This is a genomic window from Candidatus Acidulodesulfobacterium ferriphilum (assembly GCA_004195035.1).
Classification (GTDB): domain Bacteria; phylum SZUA-79; class SZUA-79; order Acidulodesulfobacterales; family Acidulodesulfobacteraceae; genus Acidulodesulfobacterium; species Acidulodesulfobacterium ferriphilum.
In genome coordinates, this window is sequence record SGBD01000001.1 from 253,468 (window position 1) to 269,780 (window position 16,313).

A 16,313-nucleotide genomic window follows, 5' to 3' on the forward strand; every position below is an offset into this window, starting at 1 on the left:
TTTTTATTTAAAAATATCCGAAGGTATCGCAGTCTTTTTATAGTCCGCAGGCAAAACCCTCGACCCGGGATTTACCGCAATAACCGCCTCATCCTTATACTCTAAATTAATATACTGCTTATACTTAAGGTGAATCCTGTTTATTTCATAAAATAGCCTTTTAAGCGTTTTTAGCTTATTTTTATATCTTCCAATTCCAAACTTTATCAATGTACCGTTATTTGTGTAGATTACTATACCGTTATCCTTTTCTAAATGTATCTCGCTAATATAATTCGAGATAACGGAAAACTTCGAAATATTTAAAAAATATATGGCCTTTTTTATCTTATTAAAATAATTATTCAAGCCGTCTTTGTTTAAACCTGTAATAACAGGATAATTATAGCCTATAGTCGAATTTGCCCTTCCCATAATATACCCGCTTTGGCTTATATAATACAAATTTTCTTTATTTACTATTGCAAAAACATTCCTTTTTTTTAGGACAATGACAACCTTATCGGGATATTTTCTGTAAACCGTCACATCTTTAATCCATCTATCCGATGCAATCAACCTCGAAACCCGTTTTAAATCAATATTAAATAAATTTTCTCCTTTATATAAGCCTGCCAGCCTTAAAACTTTCACTTTTTCTGCATAACTTATGCCTTTTCCTGTTATACTAATTTTTTTAAGAACGAATAACTTTTTCTTATAAATAATATAGTTATACGCCCTGTACCCAAAAAAACCGGCGGCTAAAACAAAAACCGTTATCCCTGCGGCATAAATATATTTTAAGAAATGTATCTTCAGGGCTTTTTTTTTATTCTTATTTTTTAGTAATCGCATCTATGGTGATATTTTCTATTAATTCGTTAAAACTTATGCCTTTATTCCCTGCAATCATTGGAACCAAGCTAAATTCGGTCAATCCCGGAAGCGTATTAATTTCCAGCACATAGGCATTCCCTTCGCCGCCTAATATCATGTCGGTTCTTGAAACCCCTTTACAGCCGATAAGTTTATGAGCGTTAACGGCGGCAGACTCACATGCGTCATATTCTTCTTTGCTCAGAATAGGATCTAATAAATATTCCGTTTGTCCCTTCGTATATTTAGCGGCATAAGAATAAAAAACATCCTTTGGCTTTACCTCTACGCACCCGAGAGGCTTTCCCGAAACCACTGCAAATTGTATTTCCCTCCCTTTTATATACTTTTCTACCAATATTTCATCGTCATATTTAAAAGCATTATTCAGCGCCTGTTCAAGTTCTTCCCCTGTGGAATTAACAATAGAGCAACCGACGCTTGACCCTGAAGAATTGGGTTTAACAAAATACGGCGGATTAAATTGTCCAAATTTGCTTTTAAAAACCTCCCCTTCCCTATCTTCATCTTTTACAACCAAAAAGAACGGGGGGGTTTTCAAACCATAGTAGCTAAATATTACCTTCGACCTTATTTTATCCATTGCAATGGCGCTTGCCTCAACACCTGAACCAGTGTATGGAATACCAAATAAATCAAGAACCCCCTGCACCCTTCCGTCCTCTCCGAAAGTCCCGTGAAGCGCGATAAAACATATGTCTATTTTTTTTAAATTTTCGGTAAAGTTCTCATCCGTATCGAAACCAAAAGCATCATACCCCATTCCTATAAACGCGTTTAAAACGGCATTGCCGGTCTTAAGTGATATTTCTCTTTCGGCAGATCTTCCGCCCATTAAAACGCCGATTCGTAATTTTTTTAAACTGTCTTTCATTTGATATCCGCGATTCAGATTATCTTTATTTCCGTGCTTAATTTTATGCCCTTCCGTAATAATGCCGTTTTTTGGATGTTCTTTATTAATTCAAGTATATCTTCCGCACTGGCCATGCCTTTGTTTATTATGAAATTAGCATGTTTATCCGACACTGCCGCATCTCCGTTAGAAAAACCCTTAAACCCGATTTCCTCGATAATTTTTCCCGCTGAATCGCCTTCGGGATTTTTAAAAATACAACCTAAAGAATATTCCCCCAACGGCTGTCTTAACTTTCTTTCTTTGAAAAGATTTATATTATCTGCTATCTTTGATTTGTCCGACCTGTTCAGCGATAAAGTTACCCCTGTAATAAAGTAACCTTCGCCCACGCCATTGACATCAAGATTACGGTATGAAAATTGCAAGTCCTTTTTTTCGATATTTAATTTAATCCCTTCCTTAGTAATAATTTCTATACCCTCTACGATATTCCCCGCCACGCTTTCCTTAGACCCTGCGTTCATTCTAACCGCTCCACCTAAAGTACCGGGAATCCCAAAAAAGAATTCGCATCCGCTTAAACAATTTTTTACGGCATAGTTTAAAACTTGGGATAAAGCTACGCCTGAACCTGCTCTTAAACTTATTTTAGAATTATCCTTTTTCTCTGCCGGATAATCTATTTCTTTTATATGCCGAAATCCCTTTTTAAAAGATATGACGGGAAAGCTGATCCTTGCATCTTTAAAAAGGGTGTTTGTTCCGCGGCCTATTATAATGTAATTGCGAGAGTTCTCTTTTAACAAACGGATTATAAAAAACAGTTCCTGTTCGTCTTTTGGAAAAATGATTATATCGCATTTTCCGCCTATTTTGATTGAAGTATATAAAGACATGGGTTCATTTTCGATGAACTCTACGCCATTTTCTCTTAAACCGTTTACTATGTTTATGTTATCTAAATTATTCATATAAAAATAAGCTAATAAGTATTATTTTTCATGATTGTTTTAAAATAAGATTAGCCAATTGAGAAGACGGCTGTCTGTCCTGTTTAACATTTTTAGATTTAACTTTAACCTTACCTGGTTTATCTTTGCTATTGTACAAAAATTCATCGCAACTCTTTGTTATATCGCCTGCTCCCAAAAATATTACCATTTCCCCGCCTTTTAAAATGGTTTTCAAATTAGATGTTATATCCTTCTTATCGGGAACATAATAAACATTTTTATAACCGGCGCAGCGCATCTTTTCACTTAAGGCAAAAGATGACGCCCCTTCTATTTCGCTTTCTCCTGCCGAATAAACATCGGTTATCATAACGGCATCGGCGATTTTGAGAGAGGATGCAAAGTCTTCCATTAAATTCTTCATTCTTGAATATCTATGAGGCTGAAAAACGGCAACGATATGCCTGTTCCAATTTTTGGCAGCCTTGAGTGTAGCCGTAATTTCAACAGGGTGATGGGCATAATCATCTACTATTATCAGTCTGTCGTCTTCTTTTTTAATCTGAAACCTTCTTTCGACTCCATGAAAATTCTTTAAAGCCTTTTGAATATATGCCGTCTTTATTCCCGACTCCACGGCTAAGGTTATTGCTGCAAGGGCATTTGAAACATTATGAATCCCCGGAACGGATAAGTTAAATTTTCCTATGAATTTCCCTTTTGAATAAGCATCAAAAACCGATGAATCTTTCTCGATAGCAATATTCAGAGCGTAGTAATCAGCTTTTTGTTCGATTCCGTAAGTAAAATACTTTTTATTTATTTCGGGGAAAATAGACCTTAGCAAGCGGTTGTCCGCGCATAGCACGGCAAAACCAAAAAAGGGCGTATTATTAATAAAGTCTTTAAAAGCTGATTTTAAATTTTCTATATCGCCGTAATAGCACAGATGCTCATAATCAATGTTCGTGACAACGCAATAATCGGGCTTAAGCTTTAAAAATGAACCGTCGCTCTCATCAGCCTCTACGACCATAAAATCACCCTTCCCAACCTTTGAATGCATACCCATTCCAAAGACCTTTCCCCCGACGACAAAAGTCGGATCAAGCCCTGCTTCACCGAATATATTGGATACCATCGATGTTGTCGTTGTTTTCCCGTGAGAACCCGCAATAGCTATACCCTTTTTTAAGGATAGGAGCTCGGCAAGCATCTCTGCGCGCCTTAAAACCGTAAGTTTCTTATTTTTCGCATACAAAAGCTCGACATTATCGTCTTGAATAGCCGTAGAATAGACAACCACTTCCGAATCCGCCAAGTTTTCAGGATTGTGGCCAATGAAGACTTTACCGCCAATGGATTCTATCTTTTCGATAGTCTTGCTATACTCGATATCCGAACCGGTAACCGCATAACCCGAATTGATAAGAACTTCCGCAATGCCGCTCATACCTGAACCGCCAATTCCGATAAGGTGAACCCTTTTGACGCCGTTTTTCATTATAACGCTCCTTAAACTTAAATTTTATTTTTTGTTCAAAATTATACCTGTTATATTTAAAGCAGAGTCTTCAATGTCTATTTTTTTTAGATTATTATACATATTATCTAATAATTTTCTATTATAAAATATTTTATTAATGGTTTGTAATAATTCTTTTGAAAGATTTTTATCGTCTTTTACGGTATAAAAACAGCCCTTTTTTGAAAAAACCGATGCATTTTTCTCCTGATGGTTTTTGGCGGCATATGGATAAGGCACTAAAATTGCAGGCTTCCTTAGCGCAATCAACTCCGATAAAGTTCCCGCTCCGGAACGGGATATTACGATATCGCTTCCCGTATAGTAATGTTCTATATTCTTCGTAAAAGGAAAAATTTCGGATTTTTTTATGGGGATTCCGCCGTCATTATAAAAACCCTTAACCGATTCATAATCCTTATCGCCGGTTTGATGGAATATCGTCAAGCTGTTCAAAATGTCCTTATTAAGCAGCGGCAGCATGCTTATAACCGCCTTATTAAGAGAGGAAGCGCCCTGCGAGCCGCCAAAAATAAAAAGTGAAAAATCCTTTTTGGCTTCATCTTTAGAAACATCCCTTGCCCCTATATCTGCTAAATCTAAAATATTTTTTCTAACAGGGTTTCCCGTAACGATAACCTTGGAAAACGGCAAATATTTTTTTGTCTCGAAGAAAGAGGCAAAAATGGTTACGCCAAGTAATCCCAGTATCTTATTGGAAAGTCCGGGCATAGCATTTTGCTCCATAACCCCGCTCCTTATTCCCCTTAATTTTGCCATAACGAGCGGCATAAAAGATATGTAGCCGCCTAAGCCCAAAACAAATTCAGGCTTTACTCTATCATAAATTGCGCTTATATCTTTTGCGGCCTTAAAAAGCCCCTTTACCGATTGTATTTTATTCATAAAACTTTTTCCCGAAAATCCTTTAACATTTATCGTAAATAATTCAAAATTATAATCATCTTTAAGCCTATTTTCGATTCCTCTTTCCGTTCCTATAAAATAAACCTTAGTATCGGGGTCAACGCTTTTTAATTTTTCATAAACCGCAATGCCTGGAAATAAATGCCCCCCTGTACCTCCCCCTGCTATTACGATGTTCATCTATATATTTTTCCTTTTAACGCTTTGCGAAGATATATTAAGCAGAATACCGATCGCAATACATGAAGCCAGCATAGAACTTCCGCCATAGCTGATAAACGGCAGGGCAAGCCCTTTGGTCGGCAAAAAACCAAGAACCACGCCGATATTTATAAAAGCGCTTAAAACAATAAGGGAAGTAAATCCGTAAGCAAGATATGTCCCGAATAAATCCGGCGCGTTTATTGCAATTTTCAGCCCCCTGTATGCTAAAATCAAATAAAGTAAAATAAAAAAAATAACTCCGATAAATCCAAGCTCTTCTCCCACCGTCGAAAAGACAAAATCCGAATAAGGGGTGGGTAGAAAAAACAGTTTTTCCTTGCCGTTTCCCAGCCCGACGCCATATAATCCGCCTCTTGCAAATGCATACATCGATTGTATAATCTGAAAACCTATACCTGTCTTATCATGAAAAGGATGGAGGAATGCAAGTATCCTGTCTCTCCTGTATGTCACGGTAAAAATAAGAAAATATGATGCCGCCGCTCCGAACAGGAGAGTAAAAATAAGGTACAGCAAAGAGATTCCACCTGCAAACAACATGATAATAGTAATAAAAAACAAAATAGACGCCGTTCCGAAATCGGGTTCTTTTAAAAGCAAAATATCTAAAAAACCCATAAATATAAATGGGCTTATAAACATCAGCGAATACCGATTATTATCTAATATATCCTTTTTTTTCTCAAGGAAATTAGCCAAATATACGATAAAAATAATTTTTAAAAATTCCGAAGGCTCGATGTTGAAAATCCTTAAATTTATCCACCGCCTGGAACCGCCAGCGCTAAGCCCTATATGCGGAACAAACACCAAAAACATCGAAATTATTATTAAAAATAGAATGATGCCGTAAAATGATTTTAAATTATGATAATCGTTTCTCATTAAAAAACCGATAAAAAATACAGATATAATAACATATATTATCTGCCTTATTATAAAATGATAGCTTATGCCGTATTCCACAATCGAAGCCATTGCACTTGTGGAATAGACCATAATAAGACCCAGCGCTATAAGTATTATCGTCGTTAAAAATAAAGTTATATCATATTTCCTTATAAATACCTTTCCGTAATTAATCATAACTATGCCTCTTCTTTCAAACCCTCATAGCATTTTTTAAATACATCTCCTCTTTCGTTGTAATCCTTAAACATATCAAAACTGGAAGAGGCCGGTGAAAGCAAAACGATTCCCTTGTTTACCCGCTTACGATCGTTTATTAAATAAAGGAATGATTCTTTAACGGCGCATTCCATATCGCCTGCCATGAACAGCGGGACATAGCCGTTAAGCGTATCCTTTATAATATTTTTTGTTTCCCCGATTAAAACGCATGCCTTGACGCTATTTTTTATAGGTTGAATTAAGCATTCATAATTAAATCCTTTATCCTTCCCTCCTAATATAAGAACTATATCCTTATCGCCTTCGCCGGTTTCGCTAAGCGATTTAAGGGCGCTTACGACCGCCGCGGGATTTGTCGCCTTGGAATCGTCATAAAATTCTATATCTCCGACGCTGCCGATATATTCAACCCGATGCTTTAAAAGTTCATATTCGGCGCAGGCCGAGGCAATATCCTCCGGCGAAACGCCGAATAAAGCCAAAGAGCAGGCAGCGGCAAGCATATCATAAATAACGAACCTTCTTTTATCCTTTACATTTTTTAACGGTATTGTAGCGTCAAAGCCGGTAATATCCTTAAACCTTAAGTGAATCGCATCTTCCTTAAAATATGCGTCGCATTTATTTTCATCTAACCCGAACAAAATAGCTTTAGAACCGACGACGCCTTTTAAAATTCTTGAATTATAATCGTCATAATTTAAAATAGCGGCGTCGGTTTGCTTAAGATTTTTAAAGAGTTTATATTTCGTAAGCCTGTATTCGTCAAAATTTTCATATCTGTCTAAATGGTCGTCTTCCACATTAAGTAAAACCGCAATGTCTGGTTTAAAGTCGTAAACCCATTCAAGCTGGAAACTTGAAATCTCAAGAATAAAATCATTAAAATCTTTTACGCCCGAAATAAAAGGAACACCGAGATTCCCGCCGACAAATGTTGTTTTGCTTAAACCTGCCTTGTTAATAGCCTTCTCGCAAAGGGTGGTTGTTGTAGTTTTTCCATTTGTCCCCGTAATGGCAATAATTTTTGCCGCTTCTTTATGTTCTTTTGAATTTAACATTTTATAGGCAAATTCAATTTCGCTATAAACAGGAATATTATATTTTTTAAGTTTTGAAATCACATTATGATTTCTTTCTATCCCCGGACTCGCTATACACCTGCTTATATCCCTGCAATATTTTTCCATAAAAACTTTATAATTAGTTTTATTAAAAAATACGGCGTTTTTATGGGCTTTCAAATCCGCCGCTTTATTTAAAGCGTTAATCTTATTGTCTGTCAGAACATCGTCATATACAAATACCCTGTCTAAAGAACCGGGATTTGTTTGGTTGTTAAGATAATCGTAAACAGCCCTTCCTGTTTTGCCGTAGCCTAAGATTAGCGTGTTCATTTAAAAAATCCTCAACTTTAAGGTTGAAAGAGCAAATATGGTTAATATTAAGGATATAATCCAGAGCCTTATTACTATCTTTGGCTCCGGCACGCCTTCCATCTCAAAATGATGATGAATAGGAGCCATCTTAAATATCCTCTTTTTTCTAAGCTTATAGGAACCGACTTGAAAGATTACGCTTAAAGCCTCTAATACAAATACAAATCCTATTATAACAAGAAGTATCTCCTGCCTTGAAACTATAGATACATAACCCAAAATAGCGCCTAAGGGTATTGAACCTGCATCCCCCATAAAAACGGATGCGGGATAACTGTTAAACCAGAGAAACCCAATGGATGCTCCCAACAGAGCGGCGCATAGAATAACCACTTCTCCTATATTTTTTATATATGGTATGGACAAATAGTTTGCAAATTTATAATTTGAACTTGCATAAGAAAATATAAGGTAGCCTGCTATGGAAATTGCGAAAATACCTATGGCAAGCCCGTCAAGTCCGTCGGTCAGATTAACCGCATTAGAAGTGCCCACGATGATAAACGATGCAAATAAAATAAAATATGGACCTAAATTAAGATAATAATCCTTAACAAAGGGTATAATAACCATGCCTAAAGATTCGTCATGGATGTATAAAGCGGTGGAGATAAAAAGCGCCGTTAAGCTTTGCATCGTAAACTTATATTTACCCTTCAGCCCTCTCGAAGAACGCCCCTTGAGTTTCAAGAAATCGTCCGCAAAACCGATAAGTCCAAAACTAAAAAGCGTAAATAAACCCGTGTAGAGATAAAAGTTGTAAAGTTTAGTAAGCAGCAATACAGGTATTATCACGCTGAATAAAATTAAAAGACCTCCCATGGTCGGAATATCTTTTTTTTCCGTTATATGGGATTTTGGACCGTCTTCCCTGACAATCTGGGAAACCTTCATCTTTTTTAACATTTTAATAAATATATTTCCGAACGCGATAGATAAGATTAAAGATAAAATTATCGCATAAGATGCTCTGAATGTAATATATCTAAAAAAATTCGGATTTAAACTTATCATAAATATTTTTTCCCTCTTCCAATCCCTCCCCTCCCAGGAAGGGGGGCAACCTGTTATATATTGAAATTAAAATATTTTTCCAGCTTCATTCCTCTCGAGCCTTTTACCAGAACAACGCTATTTTTTTTATCTAGTTTTAAAAATTTTTCTTCGAAAATATCTTTATCGTCGAATAAAAAAAGTTTGCCTGTATCAAATCCCGCTTTTAAAAGCCCTTCTTTTACATTATCGTAATAATCGCCTTTATAAAAAATATAATCGGCGGACTTGGCCGCTTCTTGTCCCGCGTTAAAATGTTCGGTTTCGGAAGAATCTCCCAGTTCTAACATATCTCCCAAAACTAATATCTTTTTTTTATCGGGGTAATAGACATTTATCGAATTTAACGATGCCTTTAACGAATCGGGATTCGAATTATAAGTGTCGTTAATCAATACATATTCCCTCGACGGATTATCGATTATCTGCATTCTTCCGTCCGGAAGATCAAAATATTCTAAAGCCTTTATGCCTGAGTCGATATCTACTCCGCAAATATACCCGATTAAGAGCGCGCACAAAAAATCGTATATTAAATGTTCCCCTTTAAACTTGACATTCGCGGGATACTTTTTACCTTTAAACAAGATAAGCATCCTCGTATAATCCCTTTCGTATCCGATATTGCCGCATATGATATCCGTCCCCCTTTTTTGCCCGAATCCGAATGAAAGAAAATTAATACCGGGCACCGTCCGATATTTGTCCCCGAGCATTTCGTCATCGGCGTTTAATACTAAATAAGAGTCCTCTTTCAGGCTTGAAGCCAAAGCAAATTTTTCTTCAAGCACTCCTTCGAGGTCTTTAAACTCCAAAAGATGAGATTTGCCGATATTGGTTATCGCTCCTATATCGGGGGATATAATTTCCGCAAGTTTTTTTATTTCCCCTTTTTTATTCGTTCCTATCTCCAGAATAAGAAATTCATGGTTTGCGTTTAATCCTAAAATAGTTTTTGGAACGCCTATAAGGTTATTGAAATTATAAATATTTCTCAGCACCGCCGGGGCGCCGTATTTTCCGGATAATATTTTATAAACCATATCCTTCGTCGTCGTTTTGCCGCAGGAACCGGTTATCGCAATCTTTTTTTTCAAATTAAACCGGCTCAAGTACATCTTGGCTATACTGCCGTAAGCATCCACCGTATCGTCAACCGCTATAATAATTTTACCCCCGTAATCGGATATATCGTAATCTTCGAGAAAACTCCATGAAACAATGGCGCACGGCGTCCCTTTTTTGAAAACGGAATCGACAAAGCTTTCGCCGTTAAAGGTCTTTCCCTTGAATGCTATAAAAATTGAAAATTGGGCGCCCTTCCGCTGCGGCGGAACTTCCCTTGAATCCGTAAATATTTCGTTAAAAACAAGGGGAGTCGCTCCGTCTCCGGCTATTACGGTTTTTCCGCCGGTACAATTTAAAATTTCGTCTAATGTCAAATTATATTCTATTTTCATAAAATTTTAATACTTCTTCTTTATCGCTAAAATGGTATTTGTTTCCTTCTACTATCATATAATCTTCGTGCCCCTTTCCCGCTATCAAAACTGTATCGCCCACCGTTGAAATAGAAAGGGCCATTTTTATTGCGGCAGACCTGTCTTTGATAATCGTGTAAATATGGTTATTTCGGACATTTTTAAGTTTGTTTTTAAGTTCTTGCAAATCCACATTTAAAAAATCGATAAATATTGCATTTTCTACCCCAATTTCTATTTCTTTCGCAATCTTCAGCGGCTCCTCACTTCTTGGGTTATCGGATGTAATTATGGTAATATCGGCAATATCCGTGGAATGTTTGCCCATGAGCGGCCTTTTCCCTTTATCCCTGTCCCCGCCGCACCCAAAAACGCTTATTAACCTGCCGCCGCTAATATTTCTTAAGGCGGATAAAACCCTTTTAAGCGCGTCGTCGGTATGGGCATAATCTACGCATATTAAAGGAGTTTCGGCATTGCAGGTATTTACCTTTTCGACCCTGCCCGGAACATTGAGCAGAGTTTTTACGCCCTCCGCTATAAAATTGCAGGGAATAGAAAGAGCGTACGCCGCACCACATGCGGCAAGAATATTATAGACATTATAACTTCCTATAAGTTTTGAAGAAATTTCTAATCTTTCCTGCCCTGACGGTAAAATAACATTAAATTTTAATCCGTCTTTAGAATACGATATGTCTTGCGCAAATATATCGCTGTCTTTTTCCATGCCGTAAGTTACTATGCCTATGCCGCCTTCCTGCCTGTTTTTAAAAGTGGTATAATCCCTCAACCCGTCTTTTAATTCCTTTATTAACCTTTTTCCATAAAAATCATCGTTATTTATCACGGCGAATTTTTTTGGCTTATTACTTTTTAAGAGTATTTCCGAAAATAACTTTTTTTTCGCTGAGTAATAGTTTTCCATATCTTTATGGTAATCAAGATGGTCGCGGGTTAGATTAGTAAAAACGGCAACATCGCAGGGAACTCCGTAAATCCTGTCCTGAATAAGGCTATGAGAAGATACCTCCATTACGCAATATTTTGCGCCGGAATTAACCATATCGCTCAGCATCCCGTTTAATTCGTAAGCGTCCGGCGTCGTATTGCCTGAGTTTACCGCACTGCCGGAGGTTTCATAATATATTGTTCCTATTAACCCTGCATTGTTTTTAGCGTTCATTAAAATAGATTTTATTAAAAATGTCGTTGTTGTTTTTCCGTTTGTTCCCGTAACACAGGTAACATTTATTTTTTGACCAGGATGTTTAAAAAAGTTTCTGGAAATAATAGCATAAGCCTTCAAGGCATCCTGCGCAATTATTATTGTTACCCCCATATTTTTATCCCTGATTTCTTTTTCGTAACCCTCTTCATCGGTTAATATTGCGACAGCTCCGTTGGAAACCGCCCCTGATATGTAAATATTAGAGTTAATGTTTACCCCTTTTCTCGCGGCGAATATATATCCGCTTTTTACCTTGCGGGAATCATTCGATATCCCCAGAATATCTATGTCATTTCTTCCTTCTACGGCAATATTTAAATCATTATCTTTTATAATATCCTTAAGCTTCATAAATAGTTCTTACCGATTATTAAAATTTTTTAGTTCAAGATTTAAATTTTAGGACAATATTTCTTTCGCCGCTCATATTCGAACCCGGCTTTATGCTTTGATAATATAAAAAGCCGCTGCCCTTAATTTTTACATGGAGATTATATTGTCTGATTATTTTTAAGGCATCATACATCGTATCGCCGTTTAAATCGGGCATCATTCCTGAATAGCCTTTTAATGCCGTTAGCTTTTTCCTGCCCTGTTTCGTTAAAGCAATATTGTTTACATTATTACCTGACATCGATTGTTTTTTATACGCCCTTTCTCCCGGGTATATGTTTAATATATTTAAAGCGTTTTTAAATACGCTTCTTACTACCGGAGCGCTCACGGCTCCGCCGTAATAGCTGATTTTCGACGGTTTTTCCTGCACCACAATCATTGCCAGCTCTGGATGTTTATATGGAACAAACGCCATAAAAGACGCTGTGTATTTATTTTTATAATACCTGCCCGTTTTTGGATCAGCTATCTGCCCTGTTCCGGTTTTCCCCGAAACCTTAAAATCTATAAGTTTGCTATACTGCCCTGTTCCGCCTTTAACGACTAATCTCATCATATGCTTAATCTCTTTATCGACGCGCGGCGTAATAATTCTTTTTAAAACCTCAGGTTTTGCCTTATAAATAACCTTGCCGTAAGGATTTACAATTTTTTTAATAATATATGGCTTCATTATATGTCCGCCATTTGCGATTGCCGCAAGTCCGGCTATTTCCTGAAGACCCGTAACGCTTATTCCCTGGCCAAAAGCCATTTCGCACGGACCCACCTCTGACCATTTATTTAACGGCCTCACTATGCCGTCTGCTTCACCCAAAAGTCCCGCATGAGGTTTATGTCCAAATCCCCATAAGCCGAACCACTTATAAAGTTCCGCTTTTTTAAATCTCATGCCTATCTGGCACTCGCCGACATTGCTTGAATACTCAACGATTTGATTGACGGAGAAATGTCCAAACCAGTTTTCCACATCGCTAACAGTTATTCCGTCTATTGAGTATGATCCATGATGGCAGTTAATTATAGTGCCCGGCTTAACAAGCCCTTCCATTAGCGCAGCCGAAACCACAAACGGCTTCATAGTAGAACCCGGCTCGAAATCATCGGTAACGGCTCTATTCCTCCAGTATCTTGCGGAATACTGCCAGTAATAATTAGGATTAAATCCCGGATAATCCGCCATTGCAAGAATTGCCCCAGTATTTGGATCCATAAGTATTGCAAAAGCGCCTCTTGAACCTGCCGCCTTTGCCTCCTTGTCTAAATAATACTGCGTAATAAATTGCAGCTGTTTATTTATAGTTAAATAAATATTATCCCCATGGGTTGCCTTTCTAAGCCCGAAACCCTTGATGAATATATACTGCCCTAAACCATCGTGCAAAACCTTTAGTGCGTGTCTGCCGCCCCTTAAAAATTTATTATATTTATATTCTATTCCCGATAAACCGTTGTCATTAATCCCGACAAAACCTAAAACATGAGCCAATAATGATCCGTTAGGATAGTATCTTACAGGCTGTTTAACTATAATAACCCCGCTAATCCCCAGTTTTTCGACATTTTTGGCGATACGCCCCGAAACCCTCCTTTTAATCCATGCAAATTGAATACCCTGATTTAATATTCCAATTATTTTTTGAAAACTAATGCCCGTTAATCCGGATAACTTTTCGGCATTTTTAAACTTATGCCTCACCATTAACGGATCAACGGCAATTCCAGGCACATTGACGCTTGTCGCAAGTATGCTGCCGTTAGACGAATAAATATTCCCGCGCTCGGGAGTAAAATATACTTCCGCATGAAACTGTTTGCGGGCAAGCTGCCTCAGTCCTTTTCCTTCGATTATTTGAAGGTTGAAAGCCCTGGCCGCTAATAAACCCCCAAAAATTGCTATGGCAGTAAAACCGATTAGCATTCTCAGCCTTAAAGTTGTTTTCCATAATTTAATCATGAACCATTATAATTTCACCCTCTTTCGGATAGATAAAACCCATCTTTTTGGCAATCTTATAAATCCTCGAAGGCGAGCTTAATGCCGTTTTTTTAATTAAAAGTTCTTTATGTTTATGTTCGAGTCCCGATTTTATAGTATTTAGTTTGTTAATATCGTATCCAAGTTTTATGCTTTCCATAGTTGTCCAAACATAAAACATGCCCAATATCGTAAACATTATTATTAAAACAATAAAATACGGTTTTATTTTAGACATGGCAAAAAGCCCTCAATTTTGCGCTTCTTGATCTTGGATTAAATCCGACCTCTTCGCCTTCAGGCAATATCGGTTTTTTGGATAACGATTTAAAATCCGGGTTATTTTTAAAAAAATTTTTGACTATTCTGTCTTCCCCCGAATGGAAAGACAAAATAGCTATAACTCCTCCTATATTAAGAACATCTTTAAGTTTTCCTAAAAATTCTATTAACGAATCATACTCTTTGTTTACAAAAATCCTTAATGCCATAAATGTTTTTGTCGCAGGATCTATTCTTAATTTTCCGGAACCTTTAAAAATAGCTTTTTTTATGACCTTCGATAACTCTACTGGGGTTTCTATCCGTTTATTTTTTCGAGATTCCACAATTTTCCGTGCTATTTTTCTTGAGTGTCTCTCGTCTCCAAATCTCCATATAATATCCGCAAGAATTTTTTCGGGGTAACGATTCACAACATCGTAAGCGGTTAATCCGTCCCCTTTATCCATTCTCATATCGAGGCCACCCTCTTCTTTAAAACTAAAACCTCTATCTCCTTCAAGCTGAATCGAACTTATACCGAGATCGAGAATTATTCCGTCAACATTTTTAAAACCCGACTCTTTAACTATCTTATCTATTTTACTAAAATTTGAATAAAATAACTTAAATCTTTTTCTGTCAAATTCTTTCTCGAGTTCTATTTGAACATTTTTAACCGCGTCCGCGTCCCTGTCTATGCCGATTAAAAAACCGTCAGGGGAAGATCTTCTCAAAATTTCTTTAGAAAAACCGCCCCCTCCGATGGTTCCGTCCACATAAACTCTGCCAGGCATTACATTCAAGATACCGACGGCTTCATTTAACATTACGGGTATATGCTTAAGTCCTTCCATATTGCTCCCCCGCCGCTACCCCATGCCCATGCCCTCCCCGATGAAATGGGAGAGGAAATTACGGTTGCTGCATACCCGAACCTGAAGATTCAAAAGCCTATTTGAGACATCGTAGCGGCAATCGATTCAAAATTAGTTTTGGCGCCTTCGAAGTTTGCGTCCCATAAATCCTTATTCCATATTTCGAATCTGTTTATTATTCCGACAAGTATTATTTCTTTATCTAAGTTTCCACCGATTTTAAGCGACTGCGGAATGAGAAATCTGTCCATTTTGTCAAGTTCAACCCCCTCCGCTCCTGAAAAAAAATACCTCAAAAACTCAAGGACATCTTTCTGCATAGAGGGCAGTTTAAGCGCTTTTTCTTCCAGTTTACGCCATTCTTCCATGGGATAAGCAACAAGGCATTTATCGAGGTTTGTAATTACAAGAGAGGTATTGTTATAATTTGAGATAAGAGATTCCTTAATCTTCTGTGGAAGTTTAACCCTGCCTTTGTCGTCGATTGAATGAATATATCTTCCGCTAAACATAAAATTAAAAATATATTTTAATATATTTAATAAGTTACCACTTTTTACCACTTTTTACCACATTTAAATAATATTAACAAATTTAATAAAAGTCAAGCGAATTGAATAAAAAAATTTTATTCAATTGGGATATTTAGAAATGTGCATTTAAAAAACTATGGATGGCGTTAATCCTGCGATAGAAATTTTATTTTTAGTATTTTAAAAAAAATAGGTATGATTAACTGTTTGCTTTAAATTATGCAGGGTGAGCATTCCGGCAATTTGAAACGGCTGGATTAGCATATCTTCTTCGAGGCTTAAGAGTTCTTTGCTTTTTGAGCAGATATACACGGAAGGCGAGTTTTGAAGCAAGCCGGCTAAATTTTCGGCTATTAAATCCTTAAATGTTTTATTTATGCGGGGATTTTCGGCTATATTTTTTGTGTAAAGCAATGGAGACTTAGCCATGCTGAATATATAAACCTCCTGTTCCATAACAGCTAAAGTTCTTGCAAATATTAGACCTGCTATACATTTTTCCGGTTCTGTTTCGGGGTCGGCAAGCTGGACTATCAAAATTTTTTCGTCTTCCATTCCGCTTTA

General features: G+C 37.0%; 15 protein-coding genes. All 15 read right to left on the reverse strand.

Annotated features, from left to right (window positions below; all coding sequences use genetic code 11):
- Positions 1–3 precede the first annotated feature (3 nt).
- The 15 genes from EVJ47_01330 to EVJ47_01400 all read right to left on the reverse strand — a co-directional run bounded on the left by EVJ47_01330 (position 4) and on the right by EVJ47_01400 (position 16,304).
- Positions 4–837 (reverse strand): FtsQ-type POTRA domain-containing protein, encoded by an 834-nt coding sequence (locus tag EVJ47_01330; protein RZD14950.1) that lies wholly within the window; start codon positions 835–837, stop codon positions 4–6.
- A complete protein-coding gene (locus tag EVJ47_01335; protein RZD14951.1) occupies positions 818–1,753 on the reverse strand; it encodes a D-alanine--D-alanine ligase in 936 nt (311 codons plus the stop codon). The genes EVJ47_01330 and EVJ47_01335 overlap by 20 nt, the downstream gene beginning before the upstream one ends.
- Before the next feature lie 14 nt (positions 1,754–1,767).
- Positions 1,768–2,709, reverse strand: coding sequence for a UDP-N-acetylmuramate dehydrogenase (gene murB / locus EVJ47_01340; protein ID RZD14952.1), 942 nt, complete (start codon positions 2,707–2,709; stop codon positions 1,768–1,770).
- A gap of 28 nt (positions 2,710–2,737) precedes the next feature.
- Entirely contained in the window at positions 2,738–4,195 is a 1,458-nt protein-coding gene (locus EVJ47_01345; GenBank protein RZD14953.1) for a UDP-N-acetylmuramate--L-alanine ligase, read from the reverse strand.
- A gap of 24 nt (positions 4,196–4,219) precedes the next feature.
- Positions 4,220–5,323, reverse strand: coding sequence for an undecaprenyldiphospho-muramoylpentapeptide beta-N-acetylglucosaminyltransferase (gene murG / locus EVJ47_01350; GenBank protein ID RZD14954.1), 1,104 nt, complete (start codon positions 5,321–5,323; stop codon positions 4,220–4,222).
- The gene (ftsW, locus tag EVJ47_01355; GenBank protein ID RZD14955.1) at positions 5,324–6,454 is read right to left on the reverse strand and encodes a putative lipid II flippase FtsW; all 1,131 of its coding nucleotides are present in this window, start codon (positions 6,452–6,454) and stop codon (positions 5,324–5,326) included. It lies immediately after the preceding gene.
- Between the two features lie 2 nt (positions 6,455–6,456).
- Complete coding sequence (gene murD, locus EVJ47_01360) at positions 6,457–7,896, reverse strand: UDP-N-acetylmuramoyl-L-alanine--D-glutamate ligase (protein ID RZD14956.1); 1,440 nt, start codon at positions 7,894–7,896, stop codon at positions 6,457–6,459.
- Complete coding sequence (locus tag EVJ47_01365) at positions 7,897–8,952, reverse strand: phospho-N-acetylmuramoyl-pentapeptide-transferase (GenBank protein ID RZD14957.1); 1,056 nt, start codon at positions 8,950–8,952, stop codon at positions 7,897–7,899.
- A 53-nt stretch (positions 8,953–9,005) separates the two neighbouring features.
- Complete coding sequence (murF, locus tag EVJ47_01370) at positions 9,006–10,451, reverse strand: UDP-N-acetylmuramoyl-tripeptide--D-alanyl-D-alanine ligase (protein ID RZD14958.1); 1,446 nt, start codon at positions 10,449–10,451, stop codon at positions 9,006–9,008.
- A complete protein-coding gene (locus EVJ47_01375; GenBank protein ID RZD14959.1) occupies positions 10,435–12,054 on the reverse strand; it encodes a UDP-N-acetylmuramoyl-L-alanyl-D-glutamate--2,6-diaminopimelate ligase in 1,620 nt (539 codons plus the stop codon). The genes murF and EVJ47_01375 overlap by 17 nt, the downstream gene beginning before the upstream one ends.
- Positions 12,055–12,088: 34 nt before the next feature.
- On the reverse strand, positions 12,089–14,056 hold the full coding sequence (locus EVJ47_01380) for a hypothetical protein (GenBank protein ID RZD14960.1): 1,968 nt from the start codon (positions 14,054–14,056) through the stop codon (positions 12,089–12,091).
- Entirely contained in the window at positions 14,049–14,315 is a 267-nt protein-coding gene (locus EVJ47_01385; protein ID RZD14961.1) for a hypothetical protein, read from the reverse strand. Before EVJ47_01385 ends, EVJ47_01380 begins: the two co-directional genes overlap by 8 nt.
- Positions 14,308–15,195: a 16S rRNA (cytosine(1402)-N(4))-methyltransferase RsmH gene (gene rsmH / locus EVJ47_01390; protein ID RZD14962.1), complete on the reverse strand. Its 888-nt coding sequence runs from the start codon at positions 15,193–15,195 to the stop codon at positions 14,308–14,310. Before rsmH ends, EVJ47_01385 begins: the two co-directional genes overlap by 8 nt.
- A gap of 89 nt (positions 15,196–15,284) precedes the next feature.
- The gene (gene mraZ, locus EVJ47_01395) at positions 15,285–15,728 is read right to left on the reverse strand and encodes a division/cell wall cluster transcriptional repressor MraZ (protein RZD14963.1); all 444 of its coding nucleotides are present in this window, start codon (positions 15,726–15,728) and stop codon (positions 15,285–15,287) included.
- Positions 15,729–15,929: 201 nt separating this feature from the next.
- Positions 15,930–16,304 (reverse strand): hypothetical protein, encoded by a 375-nt coding sequence (locus EVJ47_01400; protein ID RZD14964.1) that lies wholly within the window; start codon positions 16,302–16,304, stop codon positions 15,930–15,932.
- Positions 16,305–16,313 lie beyond the last annotated feature (9 nt).